The sequence below is a fragment of the Brucella sp. BE17 genome (assembly GCF_039545455.1).
In the GTDB taxonomy this organism is placed as follows: Bacteria; Pseudomonadota; Alphaproteobacteria; order Rhizobiales; family Rhizobiaceae; genus Brucella.
Genome location: NZ_CP154467.1, coordinates 1,176,963 through 1,194,809, shown reverse-complemented (window position 1 = coordinate 1,194,809; position 17,847 = coordinate 1,176,963). Strand labels below are relative to the sequence as shown.

The window sequence follows — 17,847 nt, the reverse complement described above, 5'->3', positions numbered from 1 at the left end:
ATTTAGCATTCTTGTGGTACGAACGCGCATGGGCAGGGTGGTGTAACCATCCGGCGAAAGCTCCCATGCGCGAAAGACAGGCTCCCTCGGGGGCCTTTTTTATTATCAAAATTAGCCATTTTTGGTTTAAACCGACACTGAAATGCAGCCGAGACGGGAAGAGACTGATGAGCGCAGATAAACAGGACGCGGAGAAAATCGCCAGCCAGACGCAGGACGCAAGCCATCCGCGTGAGATGACGGGTGCGGAAATGGTGATCCAGGCTCTAATCGATCAGGGTGTGGAAAGCATTTTCGGCTACCCAGGCGGTGCCGTGTTGCCGATCTATGACGAACTGTTCCAGCAGGAAAAGGTCCAGCATATTCTGGTGCGTCACGAGCAGGGTGCCGGCCATGCAGCTGAAGGTTATGCACGTTCGACCGGCAAGGTTGGCGTGATGCTCGTCACCTCCGGTCCCGGTGCTACCAATGCCGTCACCCCGCTTCAGGATGCGTTGATGGATTCCATTCCACTGGTTTGCATTTCCGGTCAGGTTCCAACCTCGCTGATCGGTTCGGACGGCTTTCAGGAAGCCGATACGGTCGGCATCACGCGCCCCTGCACCAAGCATAACTGGCTGGTGAAAGACGTAAACGATCTCGCCCGCATTCTGCATGAAGCCTTTCATATCGCTTCCACCGGGCGCCCCGGTCCGGTTCTGGTCGATATTCCAAAGGATATCCAGTTTGCCACCGGCATCTATACGCCGCCGGAAACCAGTCCGCGCACCAGTTATCGCCCGATTGTCAGCGGTGACGCGCAGGCCGTAACCGAGGCGGTTCGGCTGCTGGTGAATGCCAAAAAGCCGGTCATCTATTCAGGTGGTGGTGTCATCAATTCGGGTCCCGCAGCCTCCCGTCTGCTGCGTGAACTTGTAGAATTGGGCAATTTCCCCATCACCTCGACCCTGATGGGGCTTGGCGCTTATCCGGCCTCAGGTAAGAACTGGCTGGGAATGCTTGGCATGCACGGCACCTATGAGGCCAATATGACGATGCATGACTGCGATGTCATGCTGTGCCTCGGCGCGCGTTTTGATGACCGCATCACCGGGCGTCTGAATGCATTTTCACCCTATTCAAAGAAAATCCACATCGATATCGATCCGTCCTCGATCAACAAGAACGTCCGCGTGGATGTACCGATCGTCGGTGATGTCGAGCATGTTCTTGAAGACATCATCCGTCAGTTCCGCGCCTCTGAAAAGAAGCCGGAGAAAAAGGCCATGAGCGCATGGTGGGAGCAGATCGATCGCTGGAGGGCACGTAATTCGCTGGCCTACACGCCCAACAAGGACGTGATCATGCCGCAATATGCGATCCAGCGGCTTTACGAACTGACAAAAGACCGCAAGACCTACATCACTACGGAAGTGGGTCAGCACCAGATGTGGGCGGCGCAGTTTTTTGGTTTTGAGGAGCCCAATCGCTGGCTGACTTCGGGTGGGCTCGGCACCATGGGTTATGGTCTGCCGGCAGCGCTTGGCGTGCAGATCGCGCACCCGGAGGCGCTGGTGATCGACATTGCGGGCGATGCATCTATCCAGATGTGCATTCAGGAAATGTCTGCGGCTATCCAGCATAATGCGCCGATCAAGATTTTCATCCTGAACAATCAATATATGGGCATGGTGCGCCAATGGCAGCAATTGCTGCACGGCAACCGTCTGTCGCATTCCTACACCGAAGCCATGCCCGATTTCGTCAAGCTGGCCGAAGCCTATGGTGCGCACGGTATCCGCTGTGACAAGCCGGGTAAACTCGATGCGGCCATTCAGGAAATGATCGATATCGACAAGCCGGTGATTTTTGATTGCCGTGTTGCCAATCTCGCCAATTGTTTCCCGATGATCCCGTCAGGCAAGGCGCATAATGAAATGCTGCTGCCTGATGAAGCCACCGATGAAGCTGTTGCCAATGCCATCGACGCCCAAGGCCGTGCGCTAGTCTGAGTGGAAGGAACCCAATTATGAACGCACAAAATCTCGCTTCCGGCTCGGCCTATTTTATCGCAGCCGAGACGCAAACACCGGAAACCCACACGCTTGCCGTTCTCGTCGATAATGAACCGGGCGTCCTTGCCCGGGTGATCGGTCTTTTTTCCGGTCGCGGCTATAATATCGAAAGCCTCACGGTTTCCGAAACCGAGCATGAGCAGCACCTGTCGCGCATCACCATCGTCACGCGCGGAACGCCGCATGTGCTCGACCAGATCCGCCATCAGCTGGAGCGCATCGTGCCGGTGCATCGCGTTGTGGACTTAAGCCACCGCGCGGCGGAACTTGGCCATGACCGCCCCATCGAACGTGAGTTGGCGCTGGTGAAAGTGGCGGGTTCCGGCGAGGCCCGCGCTGAGACGCTGCGTCTGGCGGATGCCTTCAAGGCCAAGGTGGTGGATGCCACGACCGAGCATTTCGTGCTCGAAATCACTGGAAAACCGGCAAAGATCGATCAGTTTATCGCGATCATGAAGCCGCTCGGGCTGGTTGAAATCTGCCGCACTGGTGTTTCGGCAATGAACCGCGGTCCGCAGGGCATGTAACGTCTTTCTATTGTTACGTAAAAGGGGAGGGTCTCTGTGGCGCTCCCTTTTTTATTAGTCATTTCAACATTGCATCGTCCGTGGTGTGGTATGGGCCAAAGCCACATTGTACGCCGACGGATGCAAAGTTGATCACACCGATTGCAACGCCATATTACAAACTTATACTCTACGGCGGGCAGATTTCCGGATGTCCGGTCAGGGATATCATCATCGGACTTGCGTCTTATGCGCGAATCCTGTCTGAAACAGTCATGCAGTTTTCACCGGAACAGGATCAGGCGCTCAAAGCAGTCGGGCAATGGCTGAAAGAGGGTCGCAGCCCACTTTTCAGGCTGTTCGGCTATGCCGGAACCGGCAAGACGACGCTTGCGCGCTATTTTGCAGAGCATGTTGATGGCGATGTGCAGTTTGCGGCCTTCACCGGCAAGGCGGCGCAGGTCTTGCGCTCCAAAGGTGCCAGCAATGCGCGCACATTGCATTCGCTGATTTATCGCCCGCGTGGCGAGGAAGCCATTGAGGACGAGACGACAGGCAAAACATCCATCGCCCCGACTTTCGCGCTCAACCGGCAAAGCCCGGTCGCAAAGGCTGCGATGATTGTCGTGGATGAATGCTCTATGGTCGATGAGGCGCTGGGCCGTGATCTGATGAGCTTTGGTACGCCAATTCTCGTTCTGGGCGATCCGGGACAGTTGCCGCCGATTTCCGGCGGTGGTTTCTTTACCGAACATGAGCCGGACTATCTCTTGACCGAAATTCATCGGCAGGCGCAGGATAATCCCATCATCCGCATGGCGCTTGATGTGCGCGAGGGCCGCGAACTTAGCTATGGTGATTACGGGCTTGCCAAGGTGATTGGCAAGAGCGAAGTTGACCGCGATATGGTGCTGGCTGCCGATCAGGTTCTGGTCGGCACCAACCGCACAAGGCGGCGCTATAATCAGCGGCTTCGCGAGTTGAAAGGCTTTACAGCCGACTATCCGCAGGCTGGCGACAAGCTTGTCTGCCTGCGCAACGATCCAGCTAAGGGTCTGCTCAACGGATCGCTGTGGAAGGTAATGACTTCATCCAAGGAAACGGTGAAGCCCGGTATCAATCTGCTGGTGTCGCCCGAAGATGATGATCGTGGCGTTTCCAAGATCAAACTTCTCAAAGCGCAGTTTGAAGACCCGGATAGCGAAATTCCGTGGCAGACCAAGAAACGCTATGACGATTTCGATTATGGCTATGCGCTGACCGTTCATAAGGCGCAGGGCTCGCAATGGGACGATGTTGTGCTGTTCGATGAAAGCTTTGCGTTCCGCGATACGCGGGAGCGCTGGCTTTATACGGCGATCACCCGTGCGGCCGAGCGTCTGACGGTGGTAAAATAGTCATTCCTCTACTGGCTCGGCATTCAGCCACTCCCATGCCTTTGCTTCGTCTTCTTGTTCGAAACAGCGTATTTCTATGGACAGAAATGGCTGCATCAGGGTGATGCTGGCCTGTATCCACAGTGGTCCGCCAACAATGGCATAGCGGCGCAGGTGCTTGAGTGACTTGGCGCGCATGGATAAGGTGCTTTCGGAGAAAGCTGCCCCCCAATCCATCCCCTCATAGCCGGTCAGGCGGATCAGAAGGTCGATCTCCTCATGCTGTTCATAGGCGCCGTCCAAAAGTCCATAGAGATTTTCCAGTGATGAATCGTCCATATGGCCTTCTATGTCGAAGGCGAAGACATCGCTTCGGTTCGTGGGAATGCGGCGGATAACCGGTATGTCTTCATTGCGCATGATCGTCTCCTGCAATCTTTGTCCGGGGTGCAAAATGATAAGGCACCTCTTTCGGCAGAAAACGCGTGAGCGCGGGCAAAGGTTGCTGAAACTTTATTCGATTTTCAAGTTGTGCGCGATAGTTTCATGCCCGAATTAGCGCGAAGAAGAGTTTGGGGATGAAGTGTAGCCTGCGACGTGAAAACGCTCACATTTTTCACTAATGCGGAGTATAAGCGCAATATCGGACGTTGGAGAATGCCTGCATGACTGCAAAATTATCTGTAAATCTCAATGCAGTGGCTATGCTGCGTAACAGGCGAGATTTGCCTTGGCCAAGCGTGACGGGCATCGGGCGCGTGGCGCTTGAGGCGGGTGCGGCAGGGCTGACGGTGCATCCGCGGCCTGATCAGCGCCATATTCGTTTTTCCGATCTTGGTGCTTTGCGCGCCTTGATCGATGATGAATTTCCGCATGCTGAATTCAATATGGAAGGCTTTCCCAGCGACGCCTTTCTCGATCTGGTCGAAAAACATGAGCCTGAACAGGTGACGCTGGTCCCCGATGATCCGATGCAGTCGACATCCGATCATGGCTGGGATTTTGTTCTCAAAGCCGATTATCTGGCGCCCATCGTCAAAAGGCTGAAGGCGCGTGGCATGCGCGTGTCACTCTTTGCTGATCCCGATCCTCTGGGCTATGAAATCGCAAAGGGCGTCGGTGCCGACCGGGTGGAACTCTATACAGGTCCCTATGGCGCAACCTACGACGACCCTGCTGCTAGCGCACGCGAACTGGAGAGGCTTGGAAAAGCAGCAGATGCAGCGCGCGCTCTTGGTCTTACGCTCAATGCCGGCCACGACCTGACGGTGAAGAATATTCCCGCTCTTGCAAAGCGCGTACCGGACTTGCAAGAAGTGTCTATCGGGCATGGATTGACTGCGGACGCCCTTGTCCATGGCATGCCCGCTACTGTAAAACGCTTTATGACCGCTTTGGCGGGCGAGGCCAATTAGGTCTCCCAGAGCGCCGTGCGTCCTTTCGGAAGCACAAAGGTCGCTCTGATTTATTGAATCTACGCATCGCGCTTTCCAAAAATCGATTCCGATTTTTGGAAAGCGCGATGCTGTAGCAATGCACAGGGTGCATGGATTTTACATGAGCCCTGTTTAATACGCATTTGTATTTTTGTTTATTAACCTATTAACGTCCGCAGCCGTTTTATCGAGAAACGGACTTTTGATTATGAGATTATTTGAACAGGACTGAACCCGGACAAAAGGAAAAACCGCTCTTATTCGCAACCTTCAGACACGATTTGAGCGGGCTCTTTAACGGAATTGATATCCAGCAAGAATGACTTCAACCAACCGCGAGGTGCCTGCAATTGAGCAGCGAACTGAATGGCGAGGGCGAACAAACGCGATCCCAGACGCAATCTATCGGGCAGGCAATTGCTCCCGATGTGGGAAACGGCGTTTTGTCAGACGAAAGCGATATTCCAAAAGACAGCATGAAAACGCTGGTTCTGGGTGCTTTGGGCGTCGTCTACGGCGATATCGGCACCAGTCCGATTTATGCCTTCCGTGAGGCGCTTCATGCGGCAACGGCCGATGGCGTCCTGTCGCGTTCCGATATTCTGGGCGTGGTGTCGCTCATTGTCTGGGCGCTGACACTGGTGGTGACGGTCAAATATGTGTTGTTCGTGCTGCGCGCCGACAATAACGGCGAGGGCGGCATTTTATCGCTGATGGCGCTGGTGCGCAGTGCACTCAAGGGAAGACCGAACCTCATTTTAGGCGTGGGTATCTGCGGGGCGGCGCTGTTTTTCGGTGATGCCGTCATCACCCCGGCGATTTCGGTTCTCTCTGCCATGGAGGGGCTGGAAATTGTCGCTCCCGACCTGACGCCCTTCGTCGTGCCGGTGACGGTAGTCATTCTGGTGACGCTGTTTTCAGTGCAGCGCTTCGGCACCGGCAAGGTTGCCATTGTTTTCGGGCCTATCATGGCGCTGTGGTTTCTGGCGCTTGGTGCCTCCGGCCTCTGGCATATTTTCGACGATCCTAGCGTTTTCGCCGCCCTCAATCCCTATTATGCGGTGCGTTTTCTTATAATAAGTCCGGGCGTTGCCTTCATTACGGTGGGAGCCGTTTTCCTTGCCATGACTGGTGCCGAGGCGCTTTATGCCGATCTTGGCCATTTTGGACGCAGGCCTATCGTGCGCGCATGGCTGTGGATCGTTTTCCCCTGCCTTGTACTCAATTATTTCGGGCAGGCGGCATTCATTCTTGCCCATGGTGAGGCCGCAGCGCTGCCTTTTTTCCAGATGATACCGAAAATTGCGTTGTGGCCGATGGTCTTGCTCGCGACTGCGGCAACCGTGATCGCCAGTCAGGCGGTTATCAGCGGTGCTTTTTCTGTGGCGCGTCAGGCGGTGCAGCTGAATATTCTACCGCGCCTTGAAATCCAGCATACATCGGAGAAGCTGCACGGGCAGATCTATATTCCGCGCGTCAATCTGCTGCTCGGCCTCGCCGTCGTCATCCTTGTGTTGGGCTTTGGGAAATCGAGCAATCTGGCCGCAGCTTACGGCATAGCGGTCACGGGAAACATGTTGGTAACGACTGTGCTTCTTTACATCGTCATGACGCATATCTGGAAGTGGCCGGTGATGCGTGCGCTCCCGCTCATGCTGGCCTTCCTTATCATCGATATCCTGTTTTTCAGCGCCAATATCATCAAAGTGCATGACGGCGGCTGGGCTTCCATCGGTATAGCGGCCATCCTCGTCGTAATCATGTGGACATGGGTGCGCGGTACGCGCCATCTCTTCATGAAAACGCGCAAGGCGGAAGTGCCTCTTGATCTTGTCGTGGAGCAGATGGGCAAACGGCCACCCACCATTGTATCGGGTACGGCGGTGTTCCTGACGGGGGACTTGAAAAGTGCGCCGACCGCGTTGATGCACAGTCTCAAGCACTACAAGGTGCTGCACGAGAACAACGTCATCCTCACCGTGGTCACGGCATCGCGGCCATGGGTGTCGAGTGAAGACCGTGCCCGCGTATCGCAATTCAACGAGCGCTTCATGCAGGTCACGCTGACTTTCGGCTATATGCAGCAGCCCAATATTCCGCGTGCGCTGGCCTTGTGTCGCAAGCTTGGCTGGAAGCTTGATATCATGACGACATCCTTCTTCCTCTCGCGTCGCTCGCTCAAGGCTTCCGCACGCTCGGGTATGCCTTTATGGCAGGACAAGCTGTTTATTCTTCTGGCGCGCACGGCCTCAGATGCAACCGAATATTTCCAGATACCGACCGGACGCGTCGTGGAGATCGGAACACAGGTCAATCTTTGAGATCGCACCTTGCAGGTAAAAACGAAACAGACGGCTCCGGCTCACTCCTTGAGTGTGCTCTGGGGGCTGTCTGTTTTTTGCGTCGATAGAGCAAAATCCGAAAAATCCTTCTTGACCGCTCATTTGCATCGCTCTATGAATTAGAACCGTACCGTACGGTACAAGGATGAGGAGGCAAGCCCTTGAGCGATAGAAGCGAGGAATTTCAGGCTGAAGACCGTCAGTCGCTTTCGCCGCGTCAGAACGAGGTTCTGAAGCAGGCGCTGCGGCTTCTGGTCGAGGGCGGAGATCGCGCTTTGACGACGGCAAGCATCGCACGCGCCGCAAACTGCTCCAAGGAAAGCCTCTATAAATGGTTCGGCGACCGCGATGGTTTGCTGACGGCGATGGTGCGCTGGCAGGCGTCGAAAGTGCGCGTTGTTCCGGTGGCGCGTGAAAAGCTTGATGCAGAATCGCTTTTCTCAAGCCTCGAACATTTTGCCCGCGACTGGCTTCTGGTGCTTTCAAGCCCGACGTCGATTGCTCTCAACCGTCTGGCGGTGAGCCATGCCGCATCAGCTAAGTCTGCGCTGGGCGAGATCGTTCTCGCCAATGGGCCGGTCGCCATGGCCAGACGTCTGAAGCCGATCCTTGAAATGGGACAGGAAGCGAAGCTTCTGGCTTTCGACGATATCGATGAAGCATTTCGTGCATTTTTCGGACTGGTGGTTCGGGACATGCAGATCCGGTTGCTGCTCGGCGACCGGCTGGAACTGACTGATGCGGAGGTCATCCGGGACGCCCGGCGGGCCACAAAGCAGTTTTTCGCTCTTTATGGGGCTTAATCTTCTGCGAGGAAGACGCAGGATAATTTGACTGAAGGGAATAGGAAATGCGTGTTTATTACGATCGGGACGCCGATGTTAACCTGATCAAGTCCAAGAACGTGGTCATTGTGGGCTATGGTAGCCAGGGCCGCGCCCATGCGCTGAACCTGAAAGATTCGGGTGCTGCCAATGTGCGCATCGCGCTTCGTGAAGGCTCGGCAACGGTCAAGAAGGCCGAAGCTGACGGCTTTCAGGTGATGAATGTTGCCGATGCCTCCAAATGGGCTGATCTTCTTATGATGGCAACGCCTGACGAGCTGCAGGCCGACATCTACAAGGATCACATTCACGACAATCTGCGTGATGGCGCTGCGATTGCTTTTGCCCATGGCCTCAATGTTCATTTTGGCCTCATTGAGCCGAAGAAGAGCGTTGACGTCGTCATGATCGCTCCGAAAGGCCCCGGTCATACGGTGCGCGGCGAATACCAGAAGGGTGGCGGCGTGCCGTGCCTGATCGCTATCGATCAGGATGCTTCCGGAAATGCTCATGATCTGGCTCTGTCCTACGCTTCAGGCGTTGGCGGCGGTCGCTCGGGCGTCATCGAAACCACTTTTAAGGAAGAATGCGAAACCGATCTGTTTGGTGAGCAGGTCGTTCTTTGCGGTGGTTTGGTGGAACTCATCCGCGCTGGCTTTGAAACGCTGGTCGAAGGCGGTTATGCACCCGAAATGGCGTATTTCGAATGCCTTCACGAAGTAAAGCTGATCGTTGATCTGATCTACGAAGGCGGCATCGCCAACATGAACTACTCGATCTCCAATACGGCCGAGTGGGGCGAATATGTCACTGGTCCGCGCATCATCACCGAAGAGACCAAGGCAGAGATGAAGCGCGTTCTCAAAGACATCCAGACCGGTAAGTTCACGTCTGATTGGATGCAGGAATGGAAGGGTGGCGCTGCGCGCTTCAAGGCCATCCGCCGAAACAATGACAGCCATCAGATTGAAGAAGTCGGTGAAAAATTGCGCGGTATGATGCCGTGGATTTCCGCCAATAAGCTGGTAGATAAGGCCCGCAACTAAAAAAATCCGAGATATTCCGGTTCTGGCCGTCTGCAAATGGCGTTTTGTTCGGCTTCTGGTGCTCGCGTACTAATGTACGCTGCGCTCCGGTCCTCGCAAAACACCATTTTCGCCGGTCCAGAACCAGAATCTCATCGGATTTTACGGTGCTTTTCGATCAAAGAAAAAGGGCGTTTGTTTCGCCCTCTTCATCCCCGATGGTCTAGGATTGCAGACAGGCATCGCTACGACTCTGTTAAATTCCTAATCCGAATATCTTTATTCCATCAAAGCATGGCATGAGCTGTTCCAGTCTGGCTGGAATTGCGCTATCGCTTCTCTTTATCCGGCGAAGTTTAGGTTGAATTTAAGGAGATTTCCCGTGTTGGACTGGGAAAATGTTTTTGCAACGCGCTCCAAACGTATGCGCGCATCAGAAATCCGTGAACTTCTAAAACTTCTGGAGCGGCCGGATATTATCTCTTTTGCCGGTGGTATTCCCGATCCGGCACTGTTCCCCAACGAAGCCTTTCAGGCAGCCTATCAGGCGTCGCTGACCGGCAGCGAAGCCAATGCGGCTCTGCAATATTCGGTCTCCGAAGGCTACAAACCGCTCCGAACATGGCTAGTTGGCGAACTGGCCAAGATCGGCATTCCCTGCACCGAAGATAATGTCTTCATCACATCGGGTTCGCAGCAGGCGCTCGACTATCTGGGTCGGCTGTTTTTGTCGCCAAACGACACCGCTCTGGTGACGGCACCGACATATCTGGGTGCGCTTCAGGCGTTCAATGCTTATGAGCCGACCTATGATGCGCTGGCGCTCCAGGGCAATCGCACGCCAGCTTCCTATGCTCATGCGGCACAGAATGCAGGCGGCAAGGCGAAGTTCCTTTATCTGTCGGCGGATTTCGCCAATCCAACCGGCGAAACGGTGGATCGCGCCACACGCGAGAAGTTGCTCGGTCAGGCAGACGAGCTCGAGGCTGCCATTATCGAAGATGCGGCTTACCAGTATCTACGTTATGACGGCGAAGCCATTCCGCCGATCCTGGCACTCGACATTGCCCGTAATGGCGGTGACATCGAAAAGACCCGCACCATCTATTGCGGATCCTTCTCCAAGACGCTCGCTCCGGGCTTGCGTGTGGGTTATGTGGTCGCCTCGCAGACGGTTATCCGCAAGCTCGTACTCATGAAACAGGCGGCGGATCTACATTCCTCGACGATCAACCAGATTGCAATTCATCACGTCGCGACCCGCAGCTTTGACGCGCAGGTTGCCAAGATCGCCAAGGTCTACAAGCAACGTCGTGACAGCATGCTGCAAGCCTTGCAAAAATACATGCCGAAGGGCACTGAGTGGACCAGACCGGAAGGCGGCATGTTCATATGGGTGACGCTACCGGAAGGCATGGACGGGGCAGAGCTGCTTGCGGCTTCCATCGAAAGCGAAAAGGTGGCCTTCGTGCCGGGCAAGGCTTTCTTTGCTGATGGTAGTGGTGCCAATACTTTGCGGCTGAGCTATTCCTGTGCCAATGACGCGATGATTGATGAAGGCATCAAGCGCCTTGGCCGGTTGATCGAGACACAGCGCAAATCAGCTGCCGCCTGATCAGCGCTGAAACGGCGAATTGCAGCTTGTACGCGGCCCGGCGAGAGGCTGATAGCTGTCGTCGGAGCTGCGGTAACTGCGATAACGGTTCGAGCACCATTGCATATGATTGATGCTTGGACCGAAGCGCCTGGGCTGGGGTCGTGTCGACGGGCGAACCTCCAGCGGTTCTCCGTTCCTGTATTTGAGAACACCGTTGCCGTTAATATAGGTGTCGCTGCTGCGGCAGGTGGTTGAGCCATAGCATCCGCGTGAAGCAGGCCCAGGTCGGTTAATGCCGGAATTGAGGCTGGGGACGGGAGAGCCAGCAGGCCGGAGAGACGGTAGATAAGGTGTCTTGCGCAACTCAACAGCCATGACGGGCACGGCGAAAAAGCCGGTCATGAGACTTGTGACAATTGCTGCGCAAAGTGTTGACTTGAACATTTCACCCGCTTTCAGATACCTGATCCGTGTATGTGACCTTGATACTATCAATCAAGTATAGTGTGAATATGGGTATTGAATGTCCGAAAAACAAAGTCGGTAACGATGCAACTGGTGAAGGAAAATACCGTCCACGTCCTTGACGCCGCTGATGTGCGGGTGGTGCCGGGACCGCTTGCCTATACGCAACAAAACAAGGCGTTGATTGCCGCCAATTGGCAACGGGAATATGCCGCAAAACCGGCTTTGTTTGACGGAGAGGTGTTTCTCGCACCAAATGCAGACTTGCAAAACGGTGTGTTGCAGGCTTCTTTCCAGCGCACGAGTTTCGCCACGCTCATGTATTGGCGGCAAGACCCTGAGACAGTACGGCCATGGCATATTTTTGCCATAGGCGTGATCGTTTCGCGGGAGGGCCATCTAATCGCGGCGCGAATGAGCAATCAGAGCGCTGTGGGCGGACGTATCTATTTTCCTGCCGGTTCGATCGATGATAATGACGTCATCGAAACCTATGCTGATTTTGAAGGCAATATGCGGCGTGAGGTGTTGGAGGAAACCGGACTCGACATACGTAAGGCGCGGGCAGAACCCCAATTCAATCTGGTTACCGCCAATCGCAGCATTGCGCTTTTCCGCCGTCATCGTTTTGATCTTTCCACAAAACAGATTGTAGCTGAAATCGAAAAGTTTATGGCCGCGCAGTCAGAACCGGAACTTGCAGAGATTATTCCCGTTACAGCTCACGGTGAAATGGGGGATGCCACACCGTCTTACGTTCGCGCCTTTGCCGATTGGCATTTTGGATATGTGAACAAGCCCTGCTGACCGATGGGTGACAGAGCCGGTAAAATCGTTATGCTCGGTGCTGCGGGGGCATGCTGTTTGGTATGAAGCATCATCAGGCGAGAGGAGGATGAAGCATGAGCGACACGGAATTTTCCGGCCGTTTCTATGAAGTTTTCGATATTTTCGCCGACAAGGCTCTTGCTGGAAATCCGCTGGCCGTTCTTCATGATTGTGAGGGGCTGAGTGATGCGCGCATGCAGGCGATAGCGCGGGAATTCAATCTTTCAGAAACAGTTTTTATTCTGCCGCCTGAAAATCCTGCTCATGAGGCGGCTGTGCGCATTTTCACGCCCGATTACGAACTGCCATTCGCAGGCCATCCAACGGTGGGAGCCGCTGTCTCACTGGCGCGGCGTCAGGATGTGGGCGAGGAGGCAGACCGGCTCATTACGCTGGAAGAAAAAGTCGGAATTGTGCGGTGTGGGGTCATTTTGGACGAAGGCAGCGCCTTTGCGGAATTCGATCTGCCGCGCTTGCCGGAAAAGCTAGATGTACGGGTGGAAAAGGAAGAAGCAGCGGCGGCCGTCGGACTTGGAACCCACGAAATCGGTTTTGAAAACCATGTTCCCGCCGTGTGGAGTGCCGGAACGCCTTATCTTCTGGTGCCAGTGCATAATTTGATCGCTGCGGCCAAAGTGGCAATTGATCCGGTTTATGTAGCGGAAAGCCTGCCGCATGTCGGTGATCGTCCTTTGCCGATCTACGTCTATTGCCGTGATACTATTCTGTTCGACAGCAATTTTCATGCGCGTATGTTTGTGACAGGTTCCAATATCTATGAAGATCCGGCGACGGGTTCGGCGGTCGCGGCTTTTGCAGGCTTGATCCAACAGAACGACAAGCCGTTGGACGGCAGTTCGCAATGGTGGATCGAACAGGGTATGGAAATGGGGCGCCCGTCGCGTATTCGCCTTGAAATCGATGTGGAAAAGCAGAAACTCGTCAGCGCGCGCATCGGCGGCACGGCAATCAAGATCGCCGAAGGTCGGCTCTTCGTTTGATTGATTACAGTCAAGGTTAAATTGTCCGGGTTTTTGTAGACTGGGAATGTTCAGGAGGCGTGCCATGATCATCAAGGAAATGTCGGACTACGATATCAGAAACATGATCCAGCAGACGCATGTCGGGCGTCTCGCCTATGTTCTGGATAATGCTCCGGTTATTGTTCCGATGGGGTTTCGCTTTAGCGGCGGTTCACTTTATTCCTTCACAACCGAAGGTCAGAAAATCGATGCGATGCGCCGTAATGATGCGGTGTGCATCCTGTTTGACGACATCGCATCGCGCACCCAGTGGAGTACGGTTGTCGTGCGCGGGCGTTATCGTGAGCTCGGACTGGAGGAAGAAAAGGCTGCAATCGCGAAGCTGATGTCGAAGGATGCAACATGGTGGGAGCCGGCCTATACCAAGACGGTCACCAGAGAAGGGTCAGAGCGCCCGCTTGAGCCGGTATTCTTCCGGGTGGACATCGAGAGCACGACGGGGCATCAGACGGGCTGAGCATATTTATGCAATTATCCCTAGCGTGGCTAAACTGAAATTCGTCTCACTTTGGAGCAAGGCTTTGATCGATTTTTGGATTCAAAGCCACACTAGCTTATGGAATATGAATGCCTGTTGTTTGCGATGCCTTTCATGCAAGCTGGATCGCCACGGTCCTCAATCTGGACTGGCCGTCGAAAGCGTCGGCCAATATTGCGGATGACGCAAAGCGCGTTGAGCGGCAGAAGCGCGAACTGGTGCGCCTTTTCGACGAGGCAAAAGAACACGGCATCAATGCCGTCATCTTTCAGGTGTCTCCGGCAGCCGATGCATTCTATGTTTCTTCCTATCTGCCATGGTCATCGTATCTCACCGGCAGGCTTGGCAAATATCCCGGTTTCGATCCACTGCAGTTTGCAATCGATGAGGCGCACAAGCGCGGCATCGAACTGCATGCCTGGCTCAATCCCTATCGGATATCGATGGACATCAAGCCATCGACCCGCAAGGCGCTGAAGAATGCAGCTGGCGATTCACCGCCGAGTATCTATCAGACCAGACCTGAATGGGCGGGTGTTTCGGCAGATCGCTATGTGCTCGATCCAGGTATCCCCGCTGTTCGCAAATGGGTGAGCGACATTACCGCCGAGGTAGTACAGAAATACAATGTCGACGGCATTCAGTTCGACGATTATTTCTACTATGAAACCGCCGGGTCACCGCTTGACGACAAGGCGACTTATCGCCGTTTCGGGACGTCGTTTTCTACGCGTTACGACTGGCGACGTCACAACACCTACATGCTGGTGCGCGAGGTTTCCGAACGCATCAAGTCGATCCGCCCGAATGTGCGCTTTGGCATCAGTCCGGGTGGCGTGTGGCGCAACCGTGCGGACGATCCGACCGGTTCGGCAACGCGCGCTGGCAAGACCAACTATGACGGTGATTTTGCTGACACACGGCGCTGGGTCAAAGAGGAACTGATCGACTATATCGCACCGCAGGTCTATTGGTCGTTCGCTCGCGACGATGTTCCTTATGATACAATCGTCCAATGGTGGGCCGACACGGTGCGCGACACGAAGACCGATCTCTATATCGGCATGGCTCTTTACAGGGCTGGCACCGTGACGTCCTCCGAACCGGACTGGCAAACAGGCGAGGGCGTCAGCGAGCTAAAGCGCCAGTTGGAGTTCAATGAAAAGCTACCCGGAGTGAAGGGCAGTATCCTGTTCCGTCAGGGTTTTCTTTCCGATCCAAAGCTTAAGAGTGTTTCAGATTTTTTTAAGAAAAGCTGGGGTCGGTGTAGGCCACCCCAATAAACCTGCGTTGAAAACATGTTCGGAAGAAATTCAATTTCTTTTCGTGATTTTTATCCGGTGTTTGATTGAAATCAAAGAACGTCCCGCTCCACATTGCTAGTAATGTGATTGTCGGCGGCGTCCACCAGCGCTGTCGTCCCGGGATGCCTTGGCCCTAATCGGTATCCCGGCTCCATTTATCTGTCGAGCGCACAAGCGCGATCTTTTAGTGGCGCCGTTTTTCGACAGCCAGCGGGTGCTGTCGGCGCTACCCCTCTGTTTCACCAAACCGGCACCCGCGACACTTTATTTCCCTGATGTTGATAGATTGCTTATCCCCGACACCCTTGCTATCGCTTGAGGCAGGAAACGGTTCTGCCATGATGGTGGATGAAAAGGGAACACGGTGATGCCGATCCGGCAATTCCGCGACTGCCCCCGCAACTGTAACCGGAGAGCAATCTTTCATGGTCGCGCAAGCGACAGACCACTGAGTGCTGTATGTCGCACTCGGGAAGGTGGAAGAGAGGCTAGGACCCGGGAGTCAGGAGACCTGCCGTATCCGGTCACCTATGCTTGGATACGGGGTGTGTCCGGGCGCGGCTTTCCGTAGCGGTGACATTGAAAAATGTTGCCGCCGGATGAGGACCGCTTTTGCCGTCATTTCCTTATCCTGCGGTTGTTATGCAGGGAATGCAAGATGCATAGTTTTCGCTCTACTCTCGTTGTGGCACCGCTCTTGGGCTTTGCGGTTCCTGGGTTTTTCATGTCGCTTGAAAGCCACGCCCAATCCCTGCCAGACACTGAGGATGTGGTTTCGCTCGATACGATTGTGGTGACGCCCTTGCGCCGCGCCACGTCGCTGCAACGCTCCACATCGTCGGTGACGGTCATTAATCGTGAGGCGATTAAACATTCAGCAGCTCCCGACCTGCAAACTCTGCTCAATAGCTATAGCGGCGTTTCGATCACGACCAATGGCGGACGGGGATCAAGCTCCAATCTTTATGTGCGCGGCCTGTCATCCAAGCAGGTTGTAATACTGGTCAATGGCGTGCGCTCGGCATCCGCTACTTCTGGTGCTACCGCGCTTTCAAATATTCCACTCACGTCCATCGACCGTATCGAGATCGCAAAGGGTGCCCATTCCGCGCAATACGGCGCTGATGCTATGGGGGGCGTTATCAACATCATCACCAATGAGGGCGGCGCTTGCGGCGAGCGACCATGGTGCGGTAGTCTGACAACGGGCGTTACGCATCCATGGGGTGGCTATGCATCCGGCTCGATACAGGGGCGCAGCGAAAGCGGGATCGATTATGCTTTGGGTGCTGCCGTAACCGGCACGCAGGGTTATGATTTTACCACGCCGGAAAAATCAGGCCATGAGGACGACCGCGACGGTTTTGTACAGGGGTCGTTCAATTTTGCGCTTGGGAGGGATTTCGACTGGGGCCGTATCTATACGGATGGACTTTTTAGCCGTGGCCGCAACCAGTATGATGGAGCCTATCCCTATTCCAATGAGGGCGATAGCACGGCTTTCAATGGCAAGCTCGGCGCGCGTTTCGATCATAGTGAGGACTGGTCTTCGACACTGGAATTGAGCACTGGCATCGACAAGAGCCGCGATTTTCGCAAAGGCGTTCCGGGTTCCGACCGTTTCGAGACGAAACGTTATGGCGTCTTTGCCTCGACCGAAAAACGGTTTGAGACAGGTAAGGTTTTGCACAACCTGACCGGCGGTATCGAAGCCTATCGCGAAGATGTCAATTCAACCACATCCTACGCCGTGACGAGCCGCGACCTTGCAGCCGTGTTCGCTCAATATTCGCTGGAATATGAAGCGCTGCGTTTTGATGGCGGTGTGCGTTACGATCACAACGAACAGTTCGGCGATGTGACCACCTATAATCTGGGCGCAAGCTATGAACTCGTCCCCGATCTCGTGCTGCGCTCGTCATTCGGTACAGGCTTTCGAGCGCCGACCTTCAACGAGCTATATTATCCGCCAACCCCCGGTTATCCGCCTGCCTCAAACCCTGATCTGCAGCCGGAAAAGTCACGGTCCTACGAAATAGGCCTCAACTGGAAGGCAACGGAAAAGACCAGTCTTGATCTGGCCTTTTATCAGACATGGCTTGACAATGCGATCATTGCCAGCGCGCCTAGCTTCACACCGTTCAACGTGTCAAAGGCGCGAATAACAGGTTTCGAGGCAAGCCTTTCGCATCGCTTCAGTAACCGCTGGGGCGTGAAAGGCTCCATCGATCTCAAGCGGGCCATTGATGAGGAAACCGATCATGACCTTCCTTATCGCGAACGGGTGAAGGCTACGGCAGAAGTCAATTTCCTGGCCCTCGAAAAACTCGATCTGACGGCGCGGCTGCTTTACGGCGGTTCGCGCTATAGCAACGCCGCCAATACCACCAAGCTCGGACAATATATGACGGCGGATATTGTAGCGCTCTATGCCCTTGATGATCGTTCGCAACTCAAATTATCGGTAGAGAATATTTTCGACAAGCAATATCAGACGGTAAAGGACTATGTTGCACCGGGACGCACTTTTAATATCGGGCTAACCCGGAAATTCTGATTGCGAGTATGC

The 17,847-nt window shown here is 54.6% G+C and carries 15 protein-coding genes and 1 riboswitch; of the genes, 13 read left to right on the top strand and 2 right to left on the bottom strand.

Annotated elements, in window-relative coordinates:
- Window positions 1-167 precede the first annotated feature (167 nt).
- The 3 genes from AAIB41_RS05815 to AAIB41_RS05805 all read left to right on the top strand — a co-directional run bounded on the left by AAIB41_RS05815 (window position 168) and on the right by AAIB41_RS05805 (window position 3,957).
- On the top strand, window positions 168-1,991 hold the full coding sequence (locus AAIB41_RS05815; RefSeq protein ID WP_343312300.1) for an acetolactate synthase 3 large subunit: 1,824 nt from the start codon (window positions 168-170) through the stop codon (window positions 1,989-1,991).
- A 17-nt stretch (window positions 1,992-2,008) separates the two neighbouring features.
- Window positions 2,009-2,581, top strand: coding sequence for an acetolactate synthase small subunit (ilvN, locus tag AAIB41_RS05810; protein WP_343312299.1), 573 nt, complete (start codon window positions 2,009-2,011; stop codon window positions 2,579-2,581).
- A gap of 254 nt (window positions 2,582-2,835) precedes the next feature.
- Window positions 2,836-3,957, top strand: a complete 1,122-nt coding sequence (locus tag AAIB41_RS05805; RefSeq protein ID WP_343314679.1) for an ATP-dependent RecD-like DNA helicase — start codon at window positions 2,836-2,838, stop codon at window positions 3,955-3,957.
- Here AAIB41_RS05805 and AAIB41_RS05800 read toward each other — a convergent pair whose 3' ends face one another.
- Window positions 3,958-4,356 carry an STAS/SEC14 domain-containing protein gene (locus AAIB41_RS05800; protein WP_343312298.1) on the bottom strand — a complete coding sequence of 133 codons (399 nt, stop codon included), beginning with the start codon at window positions 4,354-4,356 and terminating at the stop codon, window positions 3,958-3,960.
- Between the two features lie 245 nt (window positions 4,357-4,601).
- Here AAIB41_RS05800 and AAIB41_RS05795 point away from each other — a divergent pair, with 245 nt between their 5' ends.
- The 5 genes from AAIB41_RS05795 (at window position 4,602) to AAIB41_RS05775 (ending at window position 11,178) form a co-directional block, all read left to right on the top strand.
- A complete protein-coding gene (locus AAIB41_RS05795) occupies window positions 4,602-5,351 on the top strand; it encodes a pyridoxine 5'-phosphate synthase (protein ID WP_343312297.1) in 750 nt (249 codons plus the stop codon).
- Window positions 5,352-5,848: 497 nt separating this feature from the next.
- The gene (locus AAIB41_RS05790) at window positions 5,849-7,693 is read left to right on the top strand and encodes a potassium transporter Kup (RefSeq protein ID WP_343314678.1); all 1,845 of its coding nucleotides are present in this window, start codon (window positions 5,849-5,851) and stop codon (window positions 7,691-7,693) included.
- 182 nt (window positions 7,694-7,875) lie between these two features.
- Window positions 7,876-8,517 (top strand): TetR/AcrR family transcriptional regulator, encoded by a 642-nt coding sequence (locus tag AAIB41_RS05785; protein ID WP_343312296.1) that lies wholly within the window; start codon window positions 7,876-7,878, stop codon window positions 8,515-8,517.
- Between the two features lie 47 nt (window positions 8,518-8,564).
- Window positions 8,565-9,584 (top strand): ketol-acid reductoisomerase, encoded by a 1,020-nt coding sequence (gene ilvC, locus AAIB41_RS05780; RefSeq protein ID WP_343312294.1) that lies wholly within the window; start codon window positions 8,565-8,567, stop codon window positions 9,582-9,584.
- Window positions 9,585-9,945: 361 nt separating this feature from the next.
- Window positions 9,946-11,178 carry a PLP-dependent aminotransferase family protein gene (locus tag AAIB41_RS05775; RefSeq protein ID WP_343312293.1) on the top strand — a complete coding sequence of 411 codons (1,233 nt, stop codon included), beginning with the start codon at window positions 9,946-9,948 and terminating at the stop codon, window positions 11,176-11,178.
- Here AAIB41_RS05775 and AAIB41_RS05770 read toward each other — a convergent pair whose 3' ends face one another.
- Window positions 11,179-11,562, bottom strand: coding sequence for a BA14K family protein (locus AAIB41_RS05770; protein ID WP_343314677.1), 384 nt, complete (start codon window positions 11,560-11,562; stop codon window positions 11,179-11,181).
- A 147-nt stretch (window positions 11,563-11,709) separates the two neighbouring features.
- Here AAIB41_RS05770 and AAIB41_RS05765 point away from each other — a divergent pair, with 147 nt between their 5' ends.
- The 5 genes from AAIB41_RS05765 to AAIB41_RS05745 all read left to right on the top strand — a co-directional run bounded on the left by AAIB41_RS05765 (window position 11,710) and on the right by AAIB41_RS05745 (window position 17,835).
- Window positions 11,710-12,432 carry an NUDIX hydrolase gene (locus AAIB41_RS05765; protein WP_343314676.1) on the top strand — a complete coding sequence of 241 codons (723 nt, stop codon included), beginning with the start codon at window positions 11,710-11,712 and terminating at the stop codon, window positions 12,430-12,432.
- Window positions 12,433-12,527: 95 nt separating this feature from the next.
- Window positions 12,528-13,454, top strand: coding sequence for a PhzF family phenazine biosynthesis protein (locus AAIB41_RS05760; RefSeq protein ID WP_343312292.1), 927 nt, complete (start codon window positions 12,528-12,530; stop codon window positions 13,452-13,454).
- 64 nt (window positions 13,455-13,518) lie between these two features.
- Complete coding sequence (locus AAIB41_RS05755; protein ID WP_343312291.1) at window positions 13,519-13,953, top strand: pyridoxamine 5'-phosphate oxidase family protein; 435 nt, start codon at window positions 13,519-13,521, stop codon at window positions 13,951-13,953.
- Between the two features lie 110 nt (window positions 13,954-14,063).
- On the top strand, window positions 14,064-15,257 hold the full coding sequence (locus AAIB41_RS05750) for a family 10 glycosylhydrolase (RefSeq protein ID WP_343312290.1): 1,194 nt from the start codon (window positions 14,064-14,066) through the stop codon (window positions 15,255-15,257).
- Between the two features lie 332 nt (window positions 15,258-15,589).
- A riboswitch (cobalamin riboswitch) is annotated at window positions 15,590-15,812 on the top strand.
- Window positions 15,813-16,002: 190 nt separating this feature from the next.
- Window positions 16,003-17,835, top strand: a complete 1,833-nt coding sequence (locus AAIB41_RS05745) for a TonB-dependent receptor (protein WP_343314675.1) — start codon at window positions 16,003-16,005, stop codon at window positions 17,833-17,835.
- The last annotated feature ends 12 nt before the right edge of the window (window positions 17,836-17,847 follow it).

What these genes read in the sequence shown, in the direction of transcription:
- AAIB41_RS05815 (WP_343312300.1), top strand. Translation starts at nt 168, where the DNA reads ATGAGCGCAGATAAACAGGACGCGGAGAAAATCGCCAGCCAGACGCAG.
- ilvN (WP_343312299.1), top strand. Translation starts at nt 2,009, where the DNA reads ATGAACGCACAAAATCTCGCTTCCGGCTCGGCCTATTTTATCGCAGCC.
- AAIB41_RS05805 (WP_343314679.1), top strand. Translation starts at nt 2,836, where the DNA reads ATGCAGTTTTCACCGGAACAGGATCAGGCGCTCAAAGCAGTCGGGCAA.
- AAIB41_RS05800 (WP_343312298.1), bottom strand. Translation starts at nt 4,356, where the DNA reads ATGCGCAATGAAGACATACCGGTTATCCGCCGCATTCCCACGAACCGA.
- AAIB41_RS05795 (WP_343312297.1), top strand. Translation starts at nt 4,602, where the DNA reads ATGACTGCAAAATTATCTGTAAATCTCAATGCAGTGGCTATGCTGCGT.
- AAIB41_RS05790 (WP_343314678.1), top strand. Translation starts at nt 5,849, where the DNA reads ATGAAAACGCTGGTTCTGGGTGCTTTGGGCGTCGTCTACGGCGATATC.
- ilvC (WP_343312294.1), top strand. Translation starts at nt 8,565, where the DNA reads ATGCGTGTTTATTACGATCGGGACGCCGATGTTAACCTGATCAAGTCC.
- AAIB41_RS05770 (WP_343314677.1), bottom strand. Translation starts at nt 11,562, where the DNA reads ATGACCGGCTTTTTCGCCGTGCCCGTCATGGCTGTTGAGTTGCGCAAG.
- AAIB41_RS05765 (WP_343314676.1), top strand. Translation starts at nt 11,710, where the DNA reads ATGCAACTGGTGAAGGAAAATACCGTCCACGTCCTTGACGCCGCTGAT.
- AAIB41_RS05760 (WP_343312292.1), top strand. Translation starts at nt 12,528, where the DNA reads ATGAGCGACACGGAATTTTCCGGCCGTTTCTATGAAGTTTTCGATATT.
- AAIB41_RS05755 (WP_343312291.1), top strand. Translation starts at nt 13,519, where the DNA reads ATGATCATCAAGGAAATGTCGGACTACGATATCAGAAACATGATCCAG.
- AAIB41_RS05750 (WP_343312290.1), top strand. Translation starts at nt 14,064, where the DNA reads ATGCCTGTTGTTTGCGATGCCTTTCATGCAAGCTGGATCGCCACGGTC.
- AAIB41_RS05745 (WP_343314675.1), top strand. Translation starts at nt 16,003, where the DNA reads ATGTCGCTTGAAAGCCACGCCCAATCCCTGCCAGACACTGAGGATGTG.